This is a genomic window from Klebsiella sp. CN_Kp097 (genome assembly GCF_040064495.1).
GTDB lineage: Bacteria > Pseudomonadota > Gammaproteobacteria > Enterobacterales > Enterobacteriaceae > Klebsiella > Klebsiella aerogenes.
The window spans coordinates 111121-129015 of record NZ_JBEAIL010000003.1; the positions used below are offsets into that span (position 1 = coordinate 111121).

16 protein-coding genes and 3 tRNA genes are annotated in these 17895 nt (G+C 51.2%); 11 read left to right on the plus strand and 8 right to left on the minus strand.

Features of this window, described 5'->3' with window-relative positions:
- The first annotated feature begins 2 nt into the window (after positions 1 to 2).
- From ABLV07_RS04695 to ABLV07_RS04710, 4 genes are read left to right on the plus strand one after another with little or no spacing between them, the layout of a single operon-like run.
- Positions 3 to 1247, plus strand: coding sequence for an ATP-grasp domain-containing protein (locus ABLV07_RS04695; protein WP_020078384.1), 1245 nt, complete (start codon positions 3 to 5; stop codon positions 1245 to 1247).
- Positions 1247 to 2410, plus strand: a complete 1164-nt coding sequence (locus ABLV07_RS04700) for a hypothetical protein (protein WP_020078385.1) — start codon at positions 1247 to 1249, stop codon at positions 2408 to 2410. The genes ABLV07_RS04695 and ABLV07_RS04700 overlap by 1 nt, the downstream gene beginning before the upstream one ends.
- Positions 2407 to 3651, plus strand: a complete 1245-nt coding sequence (locus tag ABLV07_RS04705) for a biotin carboxylase (RefSeq protein WP_032711957.1) — start codon at positions 2407 to 2409, stop codon at positions 3649 to 3651. Before ABLV07_RS04700 ends, ABLV07_RS04705 begins: the two co-directional genes overlap by 4 nt.
- Positions 3652 to 3666: 15 nt before the next feature.
- On the plus strand, positions 3667 to 4875 hold the full coding sequence (locus tag ABLV07_RS04710; RefSeq protein WP_032711956.1) for an MFS transporter: 1209 nt from the start codon (positions 3667 to 3669) through the stop codon (positions 4873 to 4875).
- Positions 4876 to 4925: 50 nt separating this feature from the next.
- On the opposite strand, the gene ABLV07_RS04715 is transcribed toward ABLV07_RS04710, so the two are convergent.
- Positions 4926 to 6380, minus strand: a complete 1455-nt coding sequence (locus ABLV07_RS04715) for an AMP nucleosidase (RefSeq protein ID WP_015365878.1) — start codon at positions 6378 to 6380, stop codon at positions 4926 to 4928.
- 128 nt (positions 6381 to 6508) lie between these two features.
- A complete protein-coding gene (locus ABLV07_RS04720) occupies positions 6509 to 6748 on the minus strand; it encodes a histidine kinase (RefSeq protein ID WP_071647701.1) in 240 nt (79 codons plus the stop codon).
- A 157-nt stretch (positions 6749 to 6905) separates the two neighbouring features.
- Between ABLV07_RS04720 and ABLV07_RS04725 the strand changes: the two genes are divergently transcribed.
- Positions 6906 to 8474, plus strand: coding sequence for an alpha/beta hydrolase (locus ABLV07_RS04725; RefSeq protein ID WP_032706255.1), 1569 nt, complete (start codon positions 6906 to 6908; stop codon positions 8472 to 8474).
- On the opposite strand, the gene ABLV07_RS04730 is transcribed toward ABLV07_RS04725, so the two are convergent.
- From ABLV07_RS04730 to ABLV07_RS04740, 3 genes are all read right to left on the minus strand, one after another.
- Entirely contained in the window at positions 8385 to 9317 is a 933-nt protein-coding gene (locus ABLV07_RS04730) for a nucleoside recognition domain-containing protein (RefSeq protein WP_020078391.1), read from the minus strand. The two genes, ABLV07_RS04725 and ABLV07_RS04730, sit on opposite strands and share 90 nt — an antisense overlap.
- A 67-nt stretch (positions 9318 to 9384) precedes the next feature.
- Positions 9385 to 10098, minus strand: coding sequence for a 4'-phosphopantetheinyl transferase superfamily protein (locus ABLV07_RS04735; protein ID WP_338319456.1), 714 nt, complete (start codon positions 10096 to 10098; stop codon positions 9385 to 9387).
- 119 nt (positions 10099 to 10217) lie between these two features.
- Positions 10218 to 10293, minus strand: a tRNA-Asn gene (locus tag ABLV07_RS04740).
- Between the two features lie 314 nt (positions 10294 to 10607).
- On the opposite strand from ABLV07_RS04740, the gene nac reads away from it, so the two are divergent.
- The 3 genes from nac (at position 10608) to ldtA (ending at position 13600) form a co-directional block, all read left to right on the plus strand.
- Entirely contained in the window at positions 10608 to 11525 is a 918-nt protein-coding gene (nac, locus tag ABLV07_RS04745; protein ID WP_015365883.1) for a nitrogen assimilation transcriptional regulator NAC, read from the plus strand.
- A 106-nt stretch (positions 11526 to 11631) separates the two neighbouring features.
- A complete protein-coding gene (gene cbl / locus ABLV07_RS04750; RefSeq protein WP_015705998.1) occupies positions 11632 to 12582 on the plus strand; it encodes an HTH-type transcriptional regulator Cbl in 951 nt (316 codons plus the stop codon).
- 76 nt (positions 12583 to 12658) lie between these two features.
- On the plus strand, positions 12659 to 13600 hold the full coding sequence (gene ldtA, locus ABLV07_RS04755) for a L,D-transpeptidase (RefSeq protein WP_015365885.1): 942 nt from the start codon (positions 12659 to 12661) through the stop codon (positions 13598 to 13600).
- A gap of 54 nt (positions 13601 to 13654) precedes the next feature.
- Here ldtA and ABLV07_RS04760 read toward each other — a convergent pair.
- Both ABLV07_RS04760 and mtfA read right to left on the minus strand, forming a co-directional pair.
- Positions 13655 to 13730, minus strand: a tRNA-Asn gene (locus ABLV07_RS04760).
- A gap of 100 nt (positions 13731 to 13830) precedes the next feature.
- Complete coding sequence (gene mtfA, locus ABLV07_RS04765; protein ID WP_020078434.1) at positions 13831 to 14631, minus strand: DgsA anti-repressor MtfA; 801 nt, start codon at positions 14629 to 14631, stop codon at positions 13831 to 13833.
- 90 nt (positions 14632 to 14721) lie between these two features.
- Here mtfA and ABLV07_RS04770 point away from each other — a divergent pair.
- Positions 14722 to 14811, plus strand: a tRNA-Ser gene (locus tag ABLV07_RS04770).
- 320 nt (positions 14812 to 15131) lie between these two features.
- Here ABLV07_RS04770 and ompC read toward each other — a convergent pair.
- Positions 15132 to 16274, minus strand: coding sequence for a porin OmpC (gene ompC, locus ABLV07_RS04775; RefSeq protein ID WP_032711953.1), 1143 nt, complete (start codon positions 16272 to 16274; stop codon positions 15132 to 15134).
- 547 nt (positions 16275 to 16821) lie between these two features.
- Between ompC and drpB the strand changes: the two genes are divergently transcribed.
- Together drpB and ABLV07_RS04785 are read left to right on the plus strand one after the other, a co-directional pair.
- Positions 16822 to 17103 carry a cell division protein DrpB gene (gene drpB, locus ABLV07_RS04780; RefSeq protein WP_015705988.1) on the plus strand — a complete coding sequence of 94 codons (282 nt, stop codon included), beginning with the start codon at positions 16822 to 16824 and terminating at the stop codon, positions 17101 to 17103.
- A gap of 43 nt (positions 17104 to 17146) precedes the next feature.
- Positions 17147 to 17842, plus strand: coding sequence for a phosphohydrolase (locus tag ABLV07_RS04785; RefSeq protein ID WP_058675532.1), 696 nt, complete (start codon positions 17147 to 17149; stop codon positions 17840 to 17842).
- The last annotated feature ends 53 nt before the right edge of the window (positions 17843 to 17895 follow it).

Here is a 17895-nt window from a genome sequence, read left to right on the forward strand (position 1 = left end):
TGATGAACAAAGCAATTCTTATTTTATCACATCAATTATTATCGATGGTGGCGCCTATAAAAAAGATAGTTGAGGATAATGGCTATGCTTGCTACGTCCTCTCATCTACTTCAAGTAAGGCGACAGCACCGCAGTGGGAAATTGATGAAAAACAATTTAGCATTACTTCTTCATTATATTTAGAAAAAGCAGATATCGATCTTTTTTTGCAAACGACGGGTAAGAATGTCGATTTTGCCGGATGTCTTAGCGTATGGGATGGTTATCGCCACTTGATGTCTTATGCCAACCACATTTTTGGTGCCAGGGATATTAGCGAAGAGGTCGTAGCCAGGCTGCGCGATAAGCTAGTTATGCGCCAGGTATTACAGGCCGCAGGGCTAACGGCCGTCACAAGCCAGGTTTTAAATGAAGCATTATTTGAATCCATAAGTCACCCTGAACAGTATTTTATTAAACCACGTATTGGTTTAGCGTCAATGGGAACGTTTCCTGCAAAATCATTGACGGAGTATGCTCAACTCGAACACCTGTGGATGCGTGCAGCGGAAGACAAAAATTATGAAGGCATTTTTTCTCGCGATAATGGCTTTATTCTTGAAGGCTTTATTTCCGGCGTAGAGTGCAGCTTTGAGATCGCTATTGATAACGGCGTAATGGATGTTCTGGCTGTTCATGAGAAACTTGACGTGACCCAGGAAACCTATTCTGTACTGGAGGGAGCCTGTATCTGCCCGCCGCGATCGTTAACGACGGCGCAGGTGGAAGCGGGAAAAGTACGTCTGGATGAAATAATGAAAGCGCTCGGTGCCGATACCGGCGCTTATCATGTCGAGATGAAATTCGATCCACAACTGCAATGGGAAGTCGTAGAGATTAATCCCCGGATTGGTGGGGCCTATATTGTTGATAGCACTAAAATTCATTCCGGAGCGTGCTTACTAGAAACCTGGCTGATGTTAATCCTGGGGAGGAGCCCTGTGCGTAGTGCTGCGCCGGCTCGAACGACATTTTTCCGCGTGTTCTTCGGCCAGTCAGGGAAAACGCTGCTGCGTATTCAACGCAGTACTCTCGAATTACCCGCAGTGCAAGAAAAAGTGCTTTATAAAGCCCTGGATAAATTACCTTCGGTGGAACGCGAAATATTTTTAGGTATGGCATTGTGGGATATTACCGATATTGCGATATCTGAACACCCTATATTTTTTAAGCAAACCAACGATTATCTGATTACGGAGTACCAGTAATGAAAATAGTCATCCTGCATCGTATTCCATTTGACAAGATCCGCTACGATCAGATTATCGACCACCAACTGCATGAGGTTTATTATATTTGCCTGCAGGGGAACTCTGATGAGTTCCCCTCCGAGGCGAAGGTGATCATGCTGGAGAGTCAGCATTTCGAGCCAGCTGAGTTAATTAATTTTTATGCGCCGGTGTTTGAGTATGCCGATCGTATTATTTCTCGCTCCGAATACGATCTGCTTGCCGCGGCGACCCTGCGGGAGCATTTTTCGATTAGCGGCGATAAACTGGCTGAGATTCTTCCTTTGCGCAATAAATGGATTATGCGCAGTCGCTGTAAACAGCAGGGGATTCCTCAGCCTGAGTTCTGGCATCCGCTGGAATTTATTCAACTAGCGCCTCGTGCGGGTAAATTCGTGCTTAAACCACGAACTGAGGCTTCCAGCAATGGGATTATGGTGGGGGATTTCGCGACTATCAAACAGGCATCGTTAGCTCTTAAGGATGATGAAACGATGCTGGTTGAAGAATTTATTGATGGCGTTATTTACCATTTTGATGGTTGGATGCATAAAGGAATACCGCTGGCTTTCGTGAGTAGTCACTATATTCGAGACTGTTTGAGCTTTGCCGATGGCGTGCCGCTGGGATCGGTACAAACCACTACTGAAGCCGCGCATATCGATTTAGTCGTTAACGCCCTAAGTGTATTAGGACACCAGAACGGCAGTTTCCATTTTGAGGCTATTCGAGATGCGGAAGGTAATTTCTGGTTTCTGGAAGTTGCCGCACGGGTTGGCGGGGCCGGAGTGGCTGAAACATTCCAGTTACGTACAGGCCTTAATCTTTATCACGCTGATTTACGTTACCAGTTGTTTGGTAATCCGCCAGTGTGTATCGATCTCATTAATGCTGTCTACTATGGCTGGTTCGTCTATCCAGCTCACCAGCTTAACTCTGCTTATACGCTCAACTTTTCGGCTGAGGAGTGGCAGGAAAATCTACTGCATTATCAATCCAATCAGGATGTCTCCTCGCGCGGCACAATTTCTTACTCACCGACAACCTCGCCATTGAGTGGTGTGGTCTTTGGCGAGCAAACGAAAATCGCAAGAGTCATTGAGTCAATTTTTAATACCTGCACAGTGGAAGCCTTATCATGAATACGCCATGCTTTATTGTCGTTGGATATAATAACGTCAGAATTTATGATGTTGCTAAAATTCGCGTTGAGGCACAAAAATATTTTGACGCCAAAGTTGTATTAATTACTGAGAAAAAAACAGCAAGCGATGAGCAATTTGCTGATCTGGTGATTGAAACAACGCTTGAAGTTACACAACTCCCGGCCTCAGCGGATGTCGTTCATCAATATCTGGCAACCGAATCACTTTCTCCCATCGGTATTTTACCATTTTCCGATCGAGGTGTTCCTTTGGGGGCGCTGCTGGCGCAAAAGAACAGACTACCCGGCGCGCTGCCAGAACAAGCAAAAGCAGGGCTGGATAAGCAAATATTCCGTCAACTGGATGCCAGGGCTTCATTCCATCCCGCCGGTTATCGGACGGTAACCAGCCAGCCGGTAACATCATTGAATGAACTTAAAGATCTGGTCGATTCGTTAGGCGGTAAGGCGTTTATCAAGCCAGCGAAGGAGGGCAATAGCCGCGGGTGCCAGGTGATTGAGTGTATTGAGCAATGCGAGTCTATCTGGGCTTCACTGGCGCCTTATCGCGAAGCAGGGATCCTGGTGGAATCTCTTATCGAAAATGCGAAAGAATTTAGTTGGGATAGTGTGGCGGGTAAGCAGTGGATCACGGAAAAGCATACTACTGAAGGCCACTACCGTGCGGAGTATCAACAGGTGGTGCCTGCCTGTTTGACCCCGGCGGATGAAATACTGCTGCGTTCTGCAGGCGAACATATGCGTGAACTGGTGTCTCCGTCGAATGGCGCCTGGCATAACGAAATATTTTTACTTCCCGGCGCGACGGCCGCTGTTGAAACCAATATGCGCCCTGCCGGTATGCATATTTGGGATCTGGCGATGTTGAGCTTTGAAAATTTCAATCCATGGCTGCTGTGGCTACGTTGGGCTGCGGAGGGTAAATATACGGCTGAGCCGCTCAAACAGAACTATTACTCTGGTATCCGCATGCTTCGGGCCCGCGTATCAGGAACCTTGCAGGCATTACCAGATGTTGAGCAATTGGCATTGCAGGCGGGTATTACGCTTCATGAAGCCAGCTTTTCAGCCAAAATCGGCGACATCCTTAATGGCGAAATTAAGACGAATGCCGATTTTATTGGCCATATCATTTTGCGCGATAGTAGCCATGAGCAGTTACTCAATTCATTAGAGACGCTGGCGACGGCTATTGAGTCTGCCGCTGAAATTAGCTAAGCGCGTGGAGCACAAATGAAATCCTCTTTTATCTGGCACGATAAACGTAGTCTGAACTATTTGCTGTCGTTGTTCATATTCAGCCTCGGCAGCTTTATTATCACTCCTTACTATGCCATTTATGTGTCAGATAATTTAGGTTATGGCGTGGCATTTGCCGGTGTGTTGGTCTCAATTAAAGTCATTTCACAGCGCGTTTTCGCTTTATTTGGCGGCAGCATGGCTGATATTTTTCCTGCCGTTTATGCTGCCCTTGCCGGGGTGGGGGTGCGCGCGCTGTCGTTTGCGCTTCTGGCTCTGAATGCGAATCATGAGATCCTGCTCGTTTCTGCGGTGATGAATGGTATTGGCGGGGCGTTGTTTAACCCAGTCATTCGTAAGTTATTGTTTACACGCTATAAAGAAGATGATGTAAAGTTAAAGCAGGTTATCGCCTGGCGTAATGCCGCATTTAATCTGGGGGCGGCGATAGGGCCACTTATTGGCGTATACTTGATTAATCTGGATTTTAAAGGCGCCTGCGTTGCGATTACGCTGATTCATATCGTCGTAGGGCTGATGCTGTCTGGCGCAAAGCAGGCGTATCAATTACGGCCGACTGAGTCGGGGCGCCGGTCGCTGATAGTCGAGCTCTCGGCTAGCCTGTTTAATCCAGCGTTATTCCCCGTTTTTGCCCTGCAATTTTTCTTTATGTATTTTTACTCTCATATTGAGTACCTGTTGCCAATATTTATCACCCACCAGTATAGCGAGTATTTTGTTAGCGTGGTTTTCTTCGTTAATACCTTGTTCGTTATTTTCGCACAGACGGTATTTAGCCGTATTTTTAATGAATTACGTGCAGGTATTGCATGGGGCGCGATGGTGCTATTTTTTATCTCGCTGGCGATACTGTCAATTTTCCCAGGTGCTAATCCGTTGCTCTATGGGTTATTGATAGTGCTGGGCGTTATCGCCTTTTCTACCGGGGAGGTGATTCTGTCTATACAGGTGGATTATATTGCCACTCATGTTGGCGGACACCTTAACTCCGGAACGATTTTTGGCGCTATTTCACTGGTGGCGGCTGGCGGGTTATTTGCGGCCAACGCCATCAACAGCGTCATACTCGAGTACTTTAATTTTGCAGCTGTCTGGCTGGTGAATTCGGTAATTGCCGCAGCCCTGGGGGGCTTCTCATTGTATCGATATTATTTATCCCGAACGCTGGCTTATTCTCGCTAGATTTGCGGTATACCCGCTTTGCATGATGCCATACAAAGCGGGTGGGCGGATTAACGGAACGGCGGTTCGTTGAAGGTACGCAGCTTGCGGGAGTGCATATGGTCGCCCTCGGCGCGCAGCAGATCGATGGCGCGGATCCCTATCTGCAGATGCTCGGAAATTGCCCCTTCGTAGAAGCGGTTCGCTTGTCCCGGTAGCTTAATCTCGCCATGCAGCGGCTTATCGGAGACACACAACAGCGTGCCGTAAGGCACGCGGAAACGGTAGCCCTGTGCGGCGATGGTGGCGCTTTCCATATCGATGGCTACCGCCCGGCTTAGGTTAAAGCGCAGCGCCGAGGCGGAATAACGCAATTCCCAGTTGCGATCATCGGTGGTCACCACCGTACCGGTACGCAGACGTTGTTTGACCTCTTCCCCCGGCATGCCGCTAACCTGTTTAGTGGCGTCATACAGCGCGCGCTGCACTTCGGCGATACTCGGGATGGGAATATCCGGCGGCAGCACCGCATCCAGTACGTGGTCGTCACGTAAATAGGCATGCGCCAGTACATAGTCGCCTATCGACTGGCTCTCACGCAGACCGCCACAGTGACCAATCATCAGCCAGACGTCAGGGCGCAGCACCGCGAGATGATCGCAAATATTTTTGGCATTGGCCGGGCCGACGCCGATGTTGATCAATGTAATGCCCTGACCGTCGTTAGTGATCAGGTGCCAGGCCGGCATCTGGTGTTTTTTCCATGCCAGATCGGAAATCGCCTCTTCCGGTGCCTCCGTGTCGGCGGTGATCCAAATTCCGCCCGCACAGGAGAGGGCAATGTACGGGCTATCCGGATCGAGGATCTGGCTACAGCCCCAACTGACGAATTCATCGACGTAACGCGTGTAGTTGGTAAACAAGACATACGGCTGGAAGTGCTCAACCGGCGTGCCGGTGTAGTGCTTCAGGCGTGCCAGTGAAAAATCGACGCGGCGGGCGTCAAAATGCGACAGCGGATAATACTCGGTGGCGTGGAACAGACCATCGGCGGTTTCATCGCCAATCTGCGACAGTTCGGTGGTCGGAAAATAACGCGTTAATCCGGCGCTCATCGAGCGATCCAGCGTCAGCGCAGAGCCATCAATCACGTAAGGGAAGGGAATTTCGTGCTGCGAATTGCCGACGCTAATATGCGCGCCGTAATCCTGATACAGCAGAGTTAATTGTTCCAGCAGATAAGCGCGAAAGAGTTTTGGATTGGTAATGGTGGTGGTGTAGCAGCCTGCATGGGTGAATCGCCCCCAGGCTCGGGTTTTTAAGGCTTTGTGCTCGGCGCCATCCCACGAGACAGACAATTGAGGATAGACAAATAAGCCTTCAGCACGGGCTATTTCATCAGGAAGAATATTGTGGTGAATGTACTCGCCAATGGCCTTACGCAACGCGTTAACCGCTCTTTCATACTGCGCTTCCAACTGGGAAAGCGCCTGCTCCGGGGTCAGACTGACGGCCTTCTGGTTCATCATTCGCTCCTTGTTTCAGGTCTGCTGATACTGACGATAGTATGCTACAGCGTGAAAATGGCGAAGGAAAATTACTGTCCCGGATAAATATTCAAACTCGTTGATAATAAAAGCTTAGCCACCCAGGATCAGGCTGTCTGTGCCCAACGTTCGGCGCTAAAATTACTTGCGCTTATCACTCTTAATGTCGCCGCGCCGTTATTGTTGATGTAATAAAGCGCATTAGGGCCAGGCGTTAACTTATCGCCTTCCTGCAGTCTGCATCGGCTTTCGATTTCAGCAATCACCACGAACTGACCGCTTTGTAGAACCACGCAAGTCGTTGCTGTAGAGGAATTTTTCCGTACTTTCTTTACCCACCACTCCATGTTTTCACCCAGGCTTGTTACACTCAGAATGATAATTGCCGTGTTATCGTTTTAAAGACAACTGAAACTACCCATTGGTTTAATTTACGTTTAGCTGACGTTGTTAAATCTTAACTCGGCGATGCAGCGGGACAGGCAAATAACACCTATGGCTTTGATGCGATTTAACAAGATTCTGAATCAATCTGGATTAAGGATAGTCTCGCTGGCGAAAAAAGCGCTGGTCGCCGCCGCTATTGTTGTGGTGGTGTTTTTCATCGGACGAATCTATGAATCGGAACGCGGCCCCGCGTTGCAGCGCTGGCATACCTGGTCTGGGGATGAGATGACCGCCGGTGAAATCGACCGCGCCAGCTTTGCCAGCTATCTCAAGCGGGAAGATGAAATATTTGCTGATTTGCGGCGTGAGGTCAGTGACCAGCTATCAGCCGCTGACAAAACGCCGCTAAATCGCTTTTATCGCGACAGCCTGGTCTACCCACAACGCTTTACGCCAGACTGGAATCGCTCCTTTATCCTACTGCCATCCGGCAAACCGCGTGGGGCGGTGGTGTTGCTGCATGGATTAACCGACTCTCCCTACAGCGTGCGCTATCTGGCGGAAGAGTATCAACGGCAAGGTTTTGTCGCGGTGGCGCCGCGCTTACCCGGCCACGGTACCGCGCCTGGCGCATTAACCCACGTTGATTGGCAACAGTGGCTGGCGACAACTCGCCTGGCGGTACGAGAAGCGACGCGACTTGCCGGTGGGGATGTGCCGCTGCATCTGGTGGGATATTCTAACGGCGGCGCGCTGGCGTTGAAGTATGCGCTTGATGAACTGACCGATAAATCGCTGGTCAGGCCGCAGCAGATTATTCTACTTTCGCCGATGATTGGCGTCACCGCTTTCGCCCGTTTCGCCGGGCTGGCTGGCCTGCCTTCGGTGTTTCCCGCCTTTGCGCGCGCGGCGTGGCTAAACGTCATTCCGGAGTTTAACCCTTATAAGTACAATTCATTTCCGGTAAAGGCAGCGCGCCAGTCGTGGCTGCTGACCCAGGCCTTACAAAAACAGATTATCCAGGCGGCGCAGAGCCAGCGGCTAACTTCTATCGCGCCGGTGTTAACCTTTCAGTCGGTGATTGATTCTACGGTCAGTACTCGAGCAGTGGTTGATTCGTTATACCGCTATTTGCCGGACAACGGCAGCGAACTGGTGATTTTCGATATTAATCAGGCGGCGAACCTGCGGGCGCTGTTTCGCCCGGCGACTTATTCGGCGGTGAATACCTTGTTACCTCCGGCGCCGCGCCCGTACTCCACGACGATCGTGACGAATGCGACTCAGCACACCCTCGATACCGTCGCGCGCCTGACACTGGCGGGGCAAACCGCCGAGAGAACCCAGGCGCTGCATTTGTCCTGGCCGCAGGATATGTACTCGCTTTCGCATATCGCGGTGCCGTTCCCCATCGCCGATTCGCTGTATGGCCGCGAGCCGACGGAGAAAAACCTTAGCGGTATTAGTCTTGGCACCATTTCGCTACGCGGCGAGACCGCGACGCTGAGCGTCGGTCTTGATACGTTAATGCGCGCCACCTCTAACCCGTTTTTCCCCTACCTGCTGCAGCGGATTGATCAGCGTCTACCGTTGGGCTCAGAACACCAGGATGTGCAATACCGTCCGCAGCGCAATACCGATGAGGGCGGCAGGGGCGACGAAGCGGAAAAGACGCACAAATCTTGAGCTGACGCCAAGGAAAATGCCGATGCCGGGTAGGTCGAAAGTCTGGATGAGCAGCCCCGCGGAGGCGTTAATCTGGCTGAGCGTCACTTTTCCCTGCTGCGCCAGCTCGGAGATAACCCCAAAATAGGCCGTACCGCCCGCCACACATTTCACCAGCGCGGGCAGAACGAAGTTTTCCGGGATATGTAGCCATTGCAGCAGCGGCATCAGCACGCGCTGCAGCATTTCGATGACGCCAGCCGCCTGCATCAGGCCGACGATGGTCAAAGATAAAATCAGCATCGGCACGGCGCCAAGCGCCAGGCGGATAGCGTCGGCGCCGGCGCTATTGATCACCGCAATCAGCCCGTGATTATTTTGTTCGCTTTCCGGGAGTACTTCTGCCCGGCTGCTCTCGACAATGGATAACTTACGCCCGGTGGCGTACCAGCAGACCGCTGCGGCGCAGAGTCCACCGACAATAGAAATGGTGATTGCGGCCAGCCAGTGCAGGCCAAACGGCGTTAAGGGGTAGAAAACGTTGCCCTGGCCCATGGCGAACACCATCGCCAGGGTGGCGGCCATTTGTCGGTCGGAAACACCACGTTTATCCATAATCGCCAGCGTGGCGAGCGGGGCGGCAAAACTCACAAAATTTATCTGAATCAGCGCGAAGGCGCTCATGCCGGTCAACCCAAAGGGTTTTAGCAGCGGCGCCAGCCAGCGCACGATGATGTCGAGAATTCCGCGGACTTCGAGATATTTCATTATGATCAGCATGACGACCATAATGGGTAATAAGGTATAAAGCGCTACGTCGACGGAGGATTTCCCCGCTGACATAATGATGCCGATGACATCCATTTATCTATCACTGTATGCAGGTCAAATAGTTAGCGCCATCATAATCCCGAAGGGGCGAAATGAACAGCTAGCACAGGCAGGTAAGAACGGTGCCTTCACTGAAGTGATATTCGCCGCTGAACGGGCTACCTGCGGCAAAGGCGTCGCTGAGCGTTTTATTGAGGCGTAACGTGAAACGCTGTTTTGCCGGGTCGACTGCGACTATGGCGGCGGCATCAAAATCAAACATCTGCTGTACGCGCGGATATAGCGCTTTGAACAGGCTCTCTTTGGCTGAGAAAGCCAGCAGCAGTGCCCACTCCATATCCAGCCCACAACAGGAAAGCAGCGTCTGTTCCGTTTTCGAGACAAACATATCGGCGCTTTCCAGCATGAGCCCCGGTTGCAGATGCTCGATATCGACCCCGGGATACCGGCCGTCGGCCTCTGCGGCAACCACCGCGATGGCGATATCTTCGCTATGCGAGACGCTTCCTCGCCAGCCTGCCGGCCAAACTGGCGCGCGATCGGCGGCGCTTAACACCGGCTCTAAGCAGCCGGCTTGTCGCAGTAAATAGTGCGCGCAGATGCGCCCGGCCAGATATTCGGCTTTACGTTTTACGACGGCGCCCGCAAGAGAAGAAGGGAACGGGACGGCGTATTGGTTGAAAAGTGCGTCCTGTAATTGTGTCCTGGCGAAACGTACCCGACAGAATTTTAACGCCGGGTCAGCGCGAAGATAGCCGCACTCGGCATGCTGAATAAAAGGTAAATCGCGGAAGGTGTCGGTAACGATAAACATGCAGGATCATCTGGTGAAACGAACGATGACGCTACCTTAACGCAAGTGATAATCAAAGCAGAAGGTGTATAAAGCAAATAAAAGCAAAAAGCCTGCTCGAAAGCAGGCTTTTCTAAATTTGGCTCCTCTGACTGGACTCGAACCAGTGACATACGGATTAACAGTCCGCCGTTCTACCGACTGAACTACAGAGGAATCGTGTGAACGGGGCGCATATTATCGATGACTTAGGGTGTTGTCAAAGGCTGAATCGCCATAAAGCGTTCGACTGCTGACAATTTCAACAATCAAAACCCTTTTAGAGTAAACGCCGGCGGAAATGCACCGAAATGGTGCATTTATACCCCTAATGGGGCATATCATGCGCTCATGGAAGCCAGCAGTATTATCACTAACCCTTATTTTACCGCGCCAGCAGGGCGGTGAGCGGCTACGTAAAACCTGGCAAGCATCTTGCAAAATCCCTGTAACTTAATGGCCAGTAGTGGCATTCCCTTACAGGAGGCAAAATGAACTTAAGACGACTGAAGTATTTTGTGAAAATCGTCGATATCGGCAGTCTGACCCAGGCCGCTGAAGTCTTGCATATCGCACAACCGGCGCTGAGTCAGCAGGTAGCGACCCTGGAAGGTGAGCTGGAGCAGAAACTGCTGATCCGCACCAAACGAGGCGTCACGCCAACCGAAGCGGGGAAAATTCTCTATACCCACGCGCGAACCATTTTGCGTCAGTGTGAACAGGCGCATCTGGCGGTACATAACGTGGGCCAGACGCTGAGCGGGCAGGTGGCGATTGGCCTAGCACCGGGAACGGCGGCTTCGGCGATCACCATGCCGTTGCTGCAGACCGTGCGTAATGAGCTTCCCGAGGTCAACGTCTATCTGCAGGAATGTAGCGGCAGCGTTTTAAATGACAAGCTGCTTGGCGGCCAACTGGATATGGCGGTGTTGTACGAACGTTCACCGGTAGCTGGAGTGGTCAGCCAGCCGTTGCTAAAAGAGGATTTGTATTTGGTCGGCACGCAAAACTGTCCGGGACAAAGCGTTGATCTCTCGGCGGTGGCGGAGATGAGTCTGTTTTTACCGCGTGACTATAGCGCTGTCTGTGCCAGGGTGACGGAAGCCTTTACATTACGCCGCCTGTCGGCAAAAGTGATCGGCGAGATCGAATCCATCACTACATTAACTGCCGCTATCGCCAGTGGAATGGGCGTTACCGTACTGCCGGAATCGGCGGCGCGCTCGCTGTGTGCTACGGCAAATGGCTGGATGGCGCGCATCAGCACGCCGTCGATGAGCCTGTCGCTCTCACTGAATACCTCGGCGCGCGGCGGTTTATCTCCTCAGGCTCAGGCGGTCAAAGATATCCTGCTGTCGCTGGTCAGCCGTCCTTCGTTGGAGAATCGTGAATTACAGCTGGTCAGTTAGGTTATATTCTTTTAAGGAATAAGTTGCTGGTTTTTATTATTTGTTTGCCGGGTAAACAGACTTTAACAATAGACATCATGTTATGTCTGAAGACCTGGGGGAAAAGGTGAATTTCCAGCAACTAAAAATTATTCGCGAGGCGGCCCGTCGGGATTACAACCTGACGGAAGTCGCTAATATGCTGTACACCTCGCAATCTGGCGTCAGCCGCCATATTCGTGAGCTGGAAGAAGAGCTAGGGATAGAAATCTTTATCCGCCGCGGTAAGCGTCTTCTGGGGATGACCGAACCCGGTAAAGCGCTGCTTTCCATTGCCGAAAGGATCCTCAACGAGGCCAGCAATGTTCGCCGGCTGGCCGATCTTTTTACCAATGACGCTTCAGGCGTATTAACTATTGCCACCACGCATACTCAGGCGCGTTATAGCCTACCGCCGGTAATTAAAGCTTTTCGCGAACTTTTCCCCGAGGTGCGTTTGGAACTGGTGCAAGGGACGCCGCAGGAAATCGAGGCGTTGTTGCACAACGGCGGGGCGGATATTGGTATCGCCAGCGAGCGCTTAAGTAACGACCCGACGCTGGTGGCATTCCCCTGGTTTCGCTGGCACCACAGTCTGTTAGTGCCAAAAGATCATCCACTGATTGAGGTTACGCCGCTCACGCTCGAGGCTATTGCGCGCTGGCCGTTAATTACCTACCGTCAGGGGATCACCGGGCGCTCGCGTATTGATGAAGCTTTCACCCGTAAAGGGCTGATGCCGGATATCGTCCTCAGCGCCCAGGATTCGGATGTGATCAAAACTTACGTGGAGCTTGGCTTGGGCGTGGGGTTGGTGGCGGAACAATCCGGCGATGCTCGCGAAGCGGATACCTTTACCCGGCTGGAAACACGCCATCTCTTTGATGCCAATACCGTTTGGTTGGGGCTAAAACGCGGTCAGTTACAACGTAACTACGTCTGGCGTTTCATTGAACTGTGCAATGCTGGACTATCGCTGGATGAGATTAAGCGCCAGGCGATGGAGCCGGAGGAAGTGGCGATCGATTATCAAATCTGAGTGCGGCCAGCGGGCAAGCGGGAGGCGACAAAGCAGCTATAATTCATTCACGTGAGTCGCGACTGAGGAAGGGAAAATGATGGTGCGGCGTATGAAATTGCTTTGCTCTCTGGTGATGATGTTGGCCAGCCACAGCGCATTGGCGGTAAGTTATCCGTTGCCGCCGGAAGGGAGTCGTCTGGTTGGCAGCCCGATGAAAATTAACGTGCCCGAGCGTAATACCCAGCCGCTGGAAACCTTTGCCGCGCAGTACGGGCAGGGGCTAAGCAATATGCTGGAGGCTAACCCCGGCGTCGATGTCTATCTGCCCAAATCGGGAAGCTCGTTGATTATCCCACAGCAATTGATCCTGCCTGCTACCGTACGTAGCGGTATCGTGATAAACGTCGCCGAGATGCGGCTTTATTATTATCCGCCTGAGGGCACTACCGTCGAGGTGTTACCGATCGGTATCGGTCAGGCGGGGCGCGAGACGCCGCGTAATTGGGTGACGGCGGTGGAACGTAAGCAGGAAGGGCCTACCTGGGTGCCGACGGCGAATACCCGTCGCGAGTATGCCAAAGAAGGTAAAACCCTGCCGGCGATGGTGCCCGCCGGGCCAGATAATCCGATGGGGCTGTATGCTATCTATATTGGCAGGTTGTATGCCATTCATGGAACGAATGCCAATTTTGGCATTGGCCTGCGGGTGAGCCAGGGCTGTATTCGCCTGCGCAACGATGACATCAAATACCTGTTCGATAATGTGCCCGTTGGCACGCGAGTACAGATTATCGATCAGCCGGTAAAATACACGACTGAACCGGACGGTAGCCGCTGGCTGGAAGTGCATGAACCGTTATCGCGTAATCGCGCTGAATTTCAGTCAGACCGTAAAGTACCGCTGCCGTATACCCCGGCAATCCGTGAGTTTGTACAGGGCGCGGGCGTGAATGTCGGGCGCGCGGATTCAGCGTTACAGAGGCGCTCCGGGATGCCGGTGAATATTAGTCGTTCAGCGGTGGAAAGCAGTTTTTAACTGGCGTGGATGTTAAAAAGCAAAAAGCCTGCTCGAAAGCAGGCTTTTTAAATTTGGCTCCTCTGACTGGACTCGAACCAGTGACATACGGATTAACAGTCCGCCGTTCTACCGACTGAACTACAGAGGAATCGTGTGAACGAGGCGCATAGTAATGGCCTCGCATTTTAGTGTCAACACTAAATTTAACCAGCTGATTCAATTGGCGATATTTAGTTCAAAGCGGGCTTTTAATGAACAACGCGCGCGTCGTCTTCATCCAGTAGATCGTTTTCCCGTAAACGCTGTAGCGGATCCTGACGATAGAACTGGCAGAATCGCTGCCATAGCGCCGGGAAGCGAGGAGCGAATAGCTCCGGTGCGCTAAAGAAATATTCTGAAAGCACCGCAAAGCACTCAGCCGGATCGGTTGCCGCATAGGCATCAATGCTGGCGGCGCTTTCGCCGACCAGATCGATTTCATCCTGAATGTTGTTCATCGCTGCATGTAGGTCGTGTTCCCAACCAGCGACTTCACGCAAGGGAATAAAAGGGACGCCGCTGGCGCGATCGCCGTTACGTGAATCCAGTTTGTGCGCGACCTCGTGCACCACCAGGTTAAAACCTGAGGCATCGAAAGAGTCCTGAATATCTAACCAGTTAAGGATAATGGGACCCTGCTGCCAGCTTTGCCCGGATTGCACAACGCGTTGATTATGCACCAGGCCGATGTCATCTTCCCATTCGTCATCGACGACGAAGGGCGCTGGGTAGATCAGGACTTCATGGAAGCCATCTAACCACTCAAGGCCAAGCTCCAGCACCGGCAGACAAAAGAGTAGGGCGATACGCGCGCTATGTAATGGGGTTAACTCAAATCCCTGTAACGGCACCAGACGTTTTTGCTGTAAAAAACGTGCTGCCATTTGGCACAGCTGTTGCTGTTCCTGATGAGTGAGGTTTGCTAAAACCGGAATGGCAACCGCTTGTTCCCACGGGATTTCGCCATTGCCTGTCTGTTCTTCTGCTTTCCACGGCCATTTAAACATCATATCGCTCGCAAAGTCGTCACTTGAACTCAATTTAAGGGACTGGAGCTATTAAAATGCCAAAGAACCTGGCATTATAGCAACCTCAACAGCGGAGAGATGCCGGAGCGGCTGAACGGACCGGTCTCGAAAACCGGAGTAGGGGCAACTCTACCGGGGGTTCAAATCCCCCTCTCTCCGCCACTATTCAATCACTTACGCTTATCCTTTTCAGTGATGCATATCCCGCTGAGACAATCCCTTTACAAAAAAGCATAGCGCTGAAGCAGACAAGGGCGCCAAAGAATCTTCTCATTTTCTGACTCAGACCAGGACTAAATTTCAGCGTTTCCGCTCTCGTGCGCTCGCGAGTATCCCTTCCGCTGCTGAAGTGCTATTGAGCCACTTCCCTGGCGAAATTTAAATGAATTCAGTGAATTGATGCCGACGTCGCGCGAGGCAGTATTGGCTGACCGTTAAAATAAAAAAGCCTGCGCGTGGCAGGCTTTGGTCATGAGGGGATCTTAGAACTGGTAGACCAGACCCAGCGCGACAACGTCATCGGTGGCGATGCCGTTTGCGCGGTAGAAGTAGTCATCTTCGTCCAGCAGGTTGATTTTGTAATCAACATAGGTGGACATGTTTTTGTTGAAGTAGTAAGTCATACCCACATCAACGTATTTAACCAGGTCTTTGTCGCCGCTGTTGTACAGGTCTTTACCTTTAGACTGCAGATATGCAACGGATGGGCGCAGCGGTAAACCGTAATCATCGAACTGATACTGGGCAACGACTTCGAAGTTCTGCGTCTTGTTGGCAATACCGCCGCCGAGATAGCTGGTGGATTTACCGAAGGAGGTCATGTTGCGGGTTTCCGCGTACATCGCTGCCAGGTAGATGTTGTTAGCATCGTATTTCGCGCCTACGGTCCAGGCATCGGCTTTATCGCCGCCGGCGTATGCGCTGTCTGCGGATGCGGCCACCTGATTATTGGTACGATCGGAAGAAGCATATGCTGCGCCGAAGCTGATGCCCATGCCAAAATCGTAGGAAGTAGAGATACCGAAACCGTCGCCATTTTCACGCGCCAGTTTACGATCGCCACCGTTATTGGTGCCTTCGCCAGAACCCGCGTTTTCGTTATTACCCTGATACTGCAGGGCAAAGTTCAGACCATCTACCAGACCGAAGAAATCGCTGTTGCGGTAGGTCGCCACGCCGTTGGTACGGCCGAGCATGAAGACGTCAGTTTGGGTGTAGGTATCGCCGCCGAATTCCGGCAGCACATCGGTCCAGGCTTCAACATCATAGATAACGCCGTAGTTACGGCCGTAGTCCAGAGAACCGTAGTCAGCAAATTTCAGACCCGCGAAGCCCAGACGGGTCCAGGAGTTAGCGCCTTCACCTTCAGTGGTGTTAGCCTGAATGTTGTATTCCCACTGGCCGTAGCCGGTCAGCTGATCGTTGATCTGCGTTTCGCCTTTCACGCCTAAACGCGCGTAGGTTTGGTCGCCATCTTCAGAAGCATCGTCAGAGAAATAGTGCAGACCGTCAACTTTTCCGTAGAGGTCCAGTTTGTTGCCGTTTTTATTATAAATTTCCGCAGAGTGCGCCGCGCCTGCTGCTAATAACGCTGGCAGCATAATAGCCAATACTTTTCTTTTCATTATGTATTCCCTTTAATCATAATTAATATGAATTGTCTAATTCCCTGTGGAATGACAAATCGATACTAGCCGCTTAAGTTCATTTTTAATTAAATAAAAAATGTAATAAAAGTATATTAAAATATTTCAAAATATTTATTTTATATTCAATATATGTATTTTCTATTCTTTGGGTAATTAGTATTTCTGAGGTTTATTGGTGTTTTATTTTTATTGTTGATATTAAACTGTTTTTAATTTCCTACAATAATGATATGCGCATTGTAAATGACATAGCAACATCATCAGTTATAAAGTAATAAATTATTATTTGAAATAATTTTGTTTGATAACGAACATCGCTGAATTTCAGCAAATCGTCTTATTTAAAAGCATGAACACAGCCGTAATATATAGGGGAGTACCGCTCCTGCGTTCACGGATGACCAAAAGCGCTCAGTACTACACTCATGCTTCCAGATAAGCATGATAATTGTATAATGTGACGAGCATCACAATTGTGTGGTCGAAGATGATGCGTTGTGGTTGATGTATGGAGAAGGATTTAATGGACACGAAAGCGAAACGGGGGCCCGTTGGAAAGCTGGCGTTATGGGCTTTTTACGCTTTTTGCGCTTACTTTGTGTGGGCGATGGTACGGTACTGGTGGATAGTGGGGCGGATTCAAAGCGTTCCCGGCGCCAGCATTGATGGTGAATGGGGATCAACGGCGGGCAAATGGATTGGCGCGCTGCTGGGTTTTTTGGTGCTGGGGGCAGTGGGGTTAATCCTTGGGGCGATAGCCTGGTACACGCGTCCCCCTATTCAGGTACATGAACAGCGCGATTAAAGTTGCTATGCTCGTGGCTAGTCCCAGGCATCAGGAAACGCTCATGTTATTAGCTGAATGGCAACAACGATTTGAAAACTGGTTAAATACGCATCATGCACAGGAAGATGCGGCGCATGACATTTCGCACTTTCGCCGCGTCTGGAGTACCGCGCAGCAACTGGTCGGCGAGAGTGGCGCTGACGAGTTGGTTATCCTGACGGCCTGCTACTTTCACGATATTGTCAGCCTGGCTAAAAACCATCCTCAACGTCATCACTCTTCACGGATGGCGGCGCAGAAAACGCGGTCTATCCTGCAAAGCGCTTTCCCCGACTTTCCAGCCAATCGTTATCCTGCGGTTATGCATGCCATTGAAGCGCATAGCTTTAGTGCGGCTATACTGCCACAAAGCGTAGAGGCAAAAATTGTCCAGGATGCAGATCGTCTGGAAGCTTTGGGCGCAATTGGCCTGGCCCGTGTCTTTGCCGTTTCAGGCGCGCTAAACACTATTTTGTTTGATGCTAACGACCCCTTTGCTGACCAGCGCGATCTTGATGACAAGAAATATGCTCTCGACCATTTCCAGAGCAAATTGCTCCGTCTGCCTGAGACCATGCAAACGAAGCAGGGAAGAGCTTTGGCGGTGCATAACGCCCAATTTCTGGTGCAATTTATGGCGAAGCTGAGCGCCGAACTGCGTGGCGACCCGTTGTCGTTGGATGAAGCGGTTTTACGCCGCTTTGCGCCTGCGGTTTAAATCCGTTGCGACTATTTGTGGTACTCTCTGCAAAAATTGTCCGTGCTGGTTGA

Excerpts from the sequence above, each read along its gene's own strand:
- ABLV07_RS04695 (WP_020078384.1), top strand. The coding sequence starts at position 3 with ATGAACAAAGCAATTCTTATTTTATCACATCAATTATTATCGATGGTG.
- ABLV07_RS04700 (WP_020078385.1), top strand. The coding sequence starts at position 1,247 with ATGAAAATAGTCATCCTGCATCGTATTCCATTTGACAAGATCCGCTAC.
- ABLV07_RS04705 (WP_032711957.1), top strand. The coding sequence starts at position 2,407 with ATGAATACGCCATGCTTTATTGTCGTTGGATATAATAACGTCAGAATT.
- ABLV07_RS04710 (WP_032711956.1), top strand. The coding sequence starts at position 3,667 with ATGAAATCCTCTTTTATCTGGCACGATAAACGTAGTCTGAACTATTTG.
- ABLV07_RS04715 (WP_015365878.1), bottom strand. The coding sequence starts at position 6,380 with ATGAACCAGAAGGCCGTCAGTCTGACCCCGGAGCAGGCGCTTTCCCAG.
- ABLV07_RS04720 (WP_071647701.1), bottom strand. The coding sequence starts at position 6,748 with ATGGAGTGGTGGGTAAAGAAAGTACGGAAAAATTCCTCTACAGCAACG.
- ABLV07_RS04725 (WP_032706255.1), top strand. The coding sequence starts at position 6,906 with ATGCGATTTAACAAGATTCTGAATCAATCTGGATTAAGGATAGTCTCG.
- ABLV07_RS04730 (WP_020078391.1), bottom strand. The coding sequence starts at position 9,317 with ATGGATGTCATCGGCATCATTATGTCAGCGGGGAAATCCTCCGTCGAC.
- ABLV07_RS04735 (WP_338319456.1), bottom strand. The coding sequence starts at position 10,098 with ATGTTTATCGTTACCGACACCTTCCGCGATTTACCTTTTATTCAGCAT.
- nac (WP_015365883.1), top strand. The coding sequence starts at position 10,608 with ATGAACTTAAGACGACTGAAGTATTTTGTGAAAATCGTCGATATCGGC.
- ldtA (WP_015365885.1), top strand. The coding sequence starts at position 12,659 with ATGATGGTGCGGCGTATGAAATTGCTTTGCTCTCTGGTGATGATGTTG.
- mtfA (WP_020078434.1), bottom strand. The coding sequence starts at position 14,631 with ATGATGTTTAAATGGCCGTGGAAAGCAGAAGAACAGACAGGCAATGGC.
- ompC (WP_032711953.1), bottom strand. The coding sequence starts at position 16,274 with ATGAAAAGAAAAGTATTGGCTATTATGCTGCCAGCGTTATTAGCAGCA.
- drpB (WP_015705988.1), top strand. The coding sequence starts at position 16,822 with ATGGACACGAAAGCGAAACGGGGGCCCGTTGGAAAGCTGGCGTTATGG.
- ABLV07_RS04785 (WP_058675532.1), top strand. The coding sequence starts at position 17,147 with ATGTTATTAGCTGAATGGCAACAACGATTTGAAAACTGGTTAAATACG.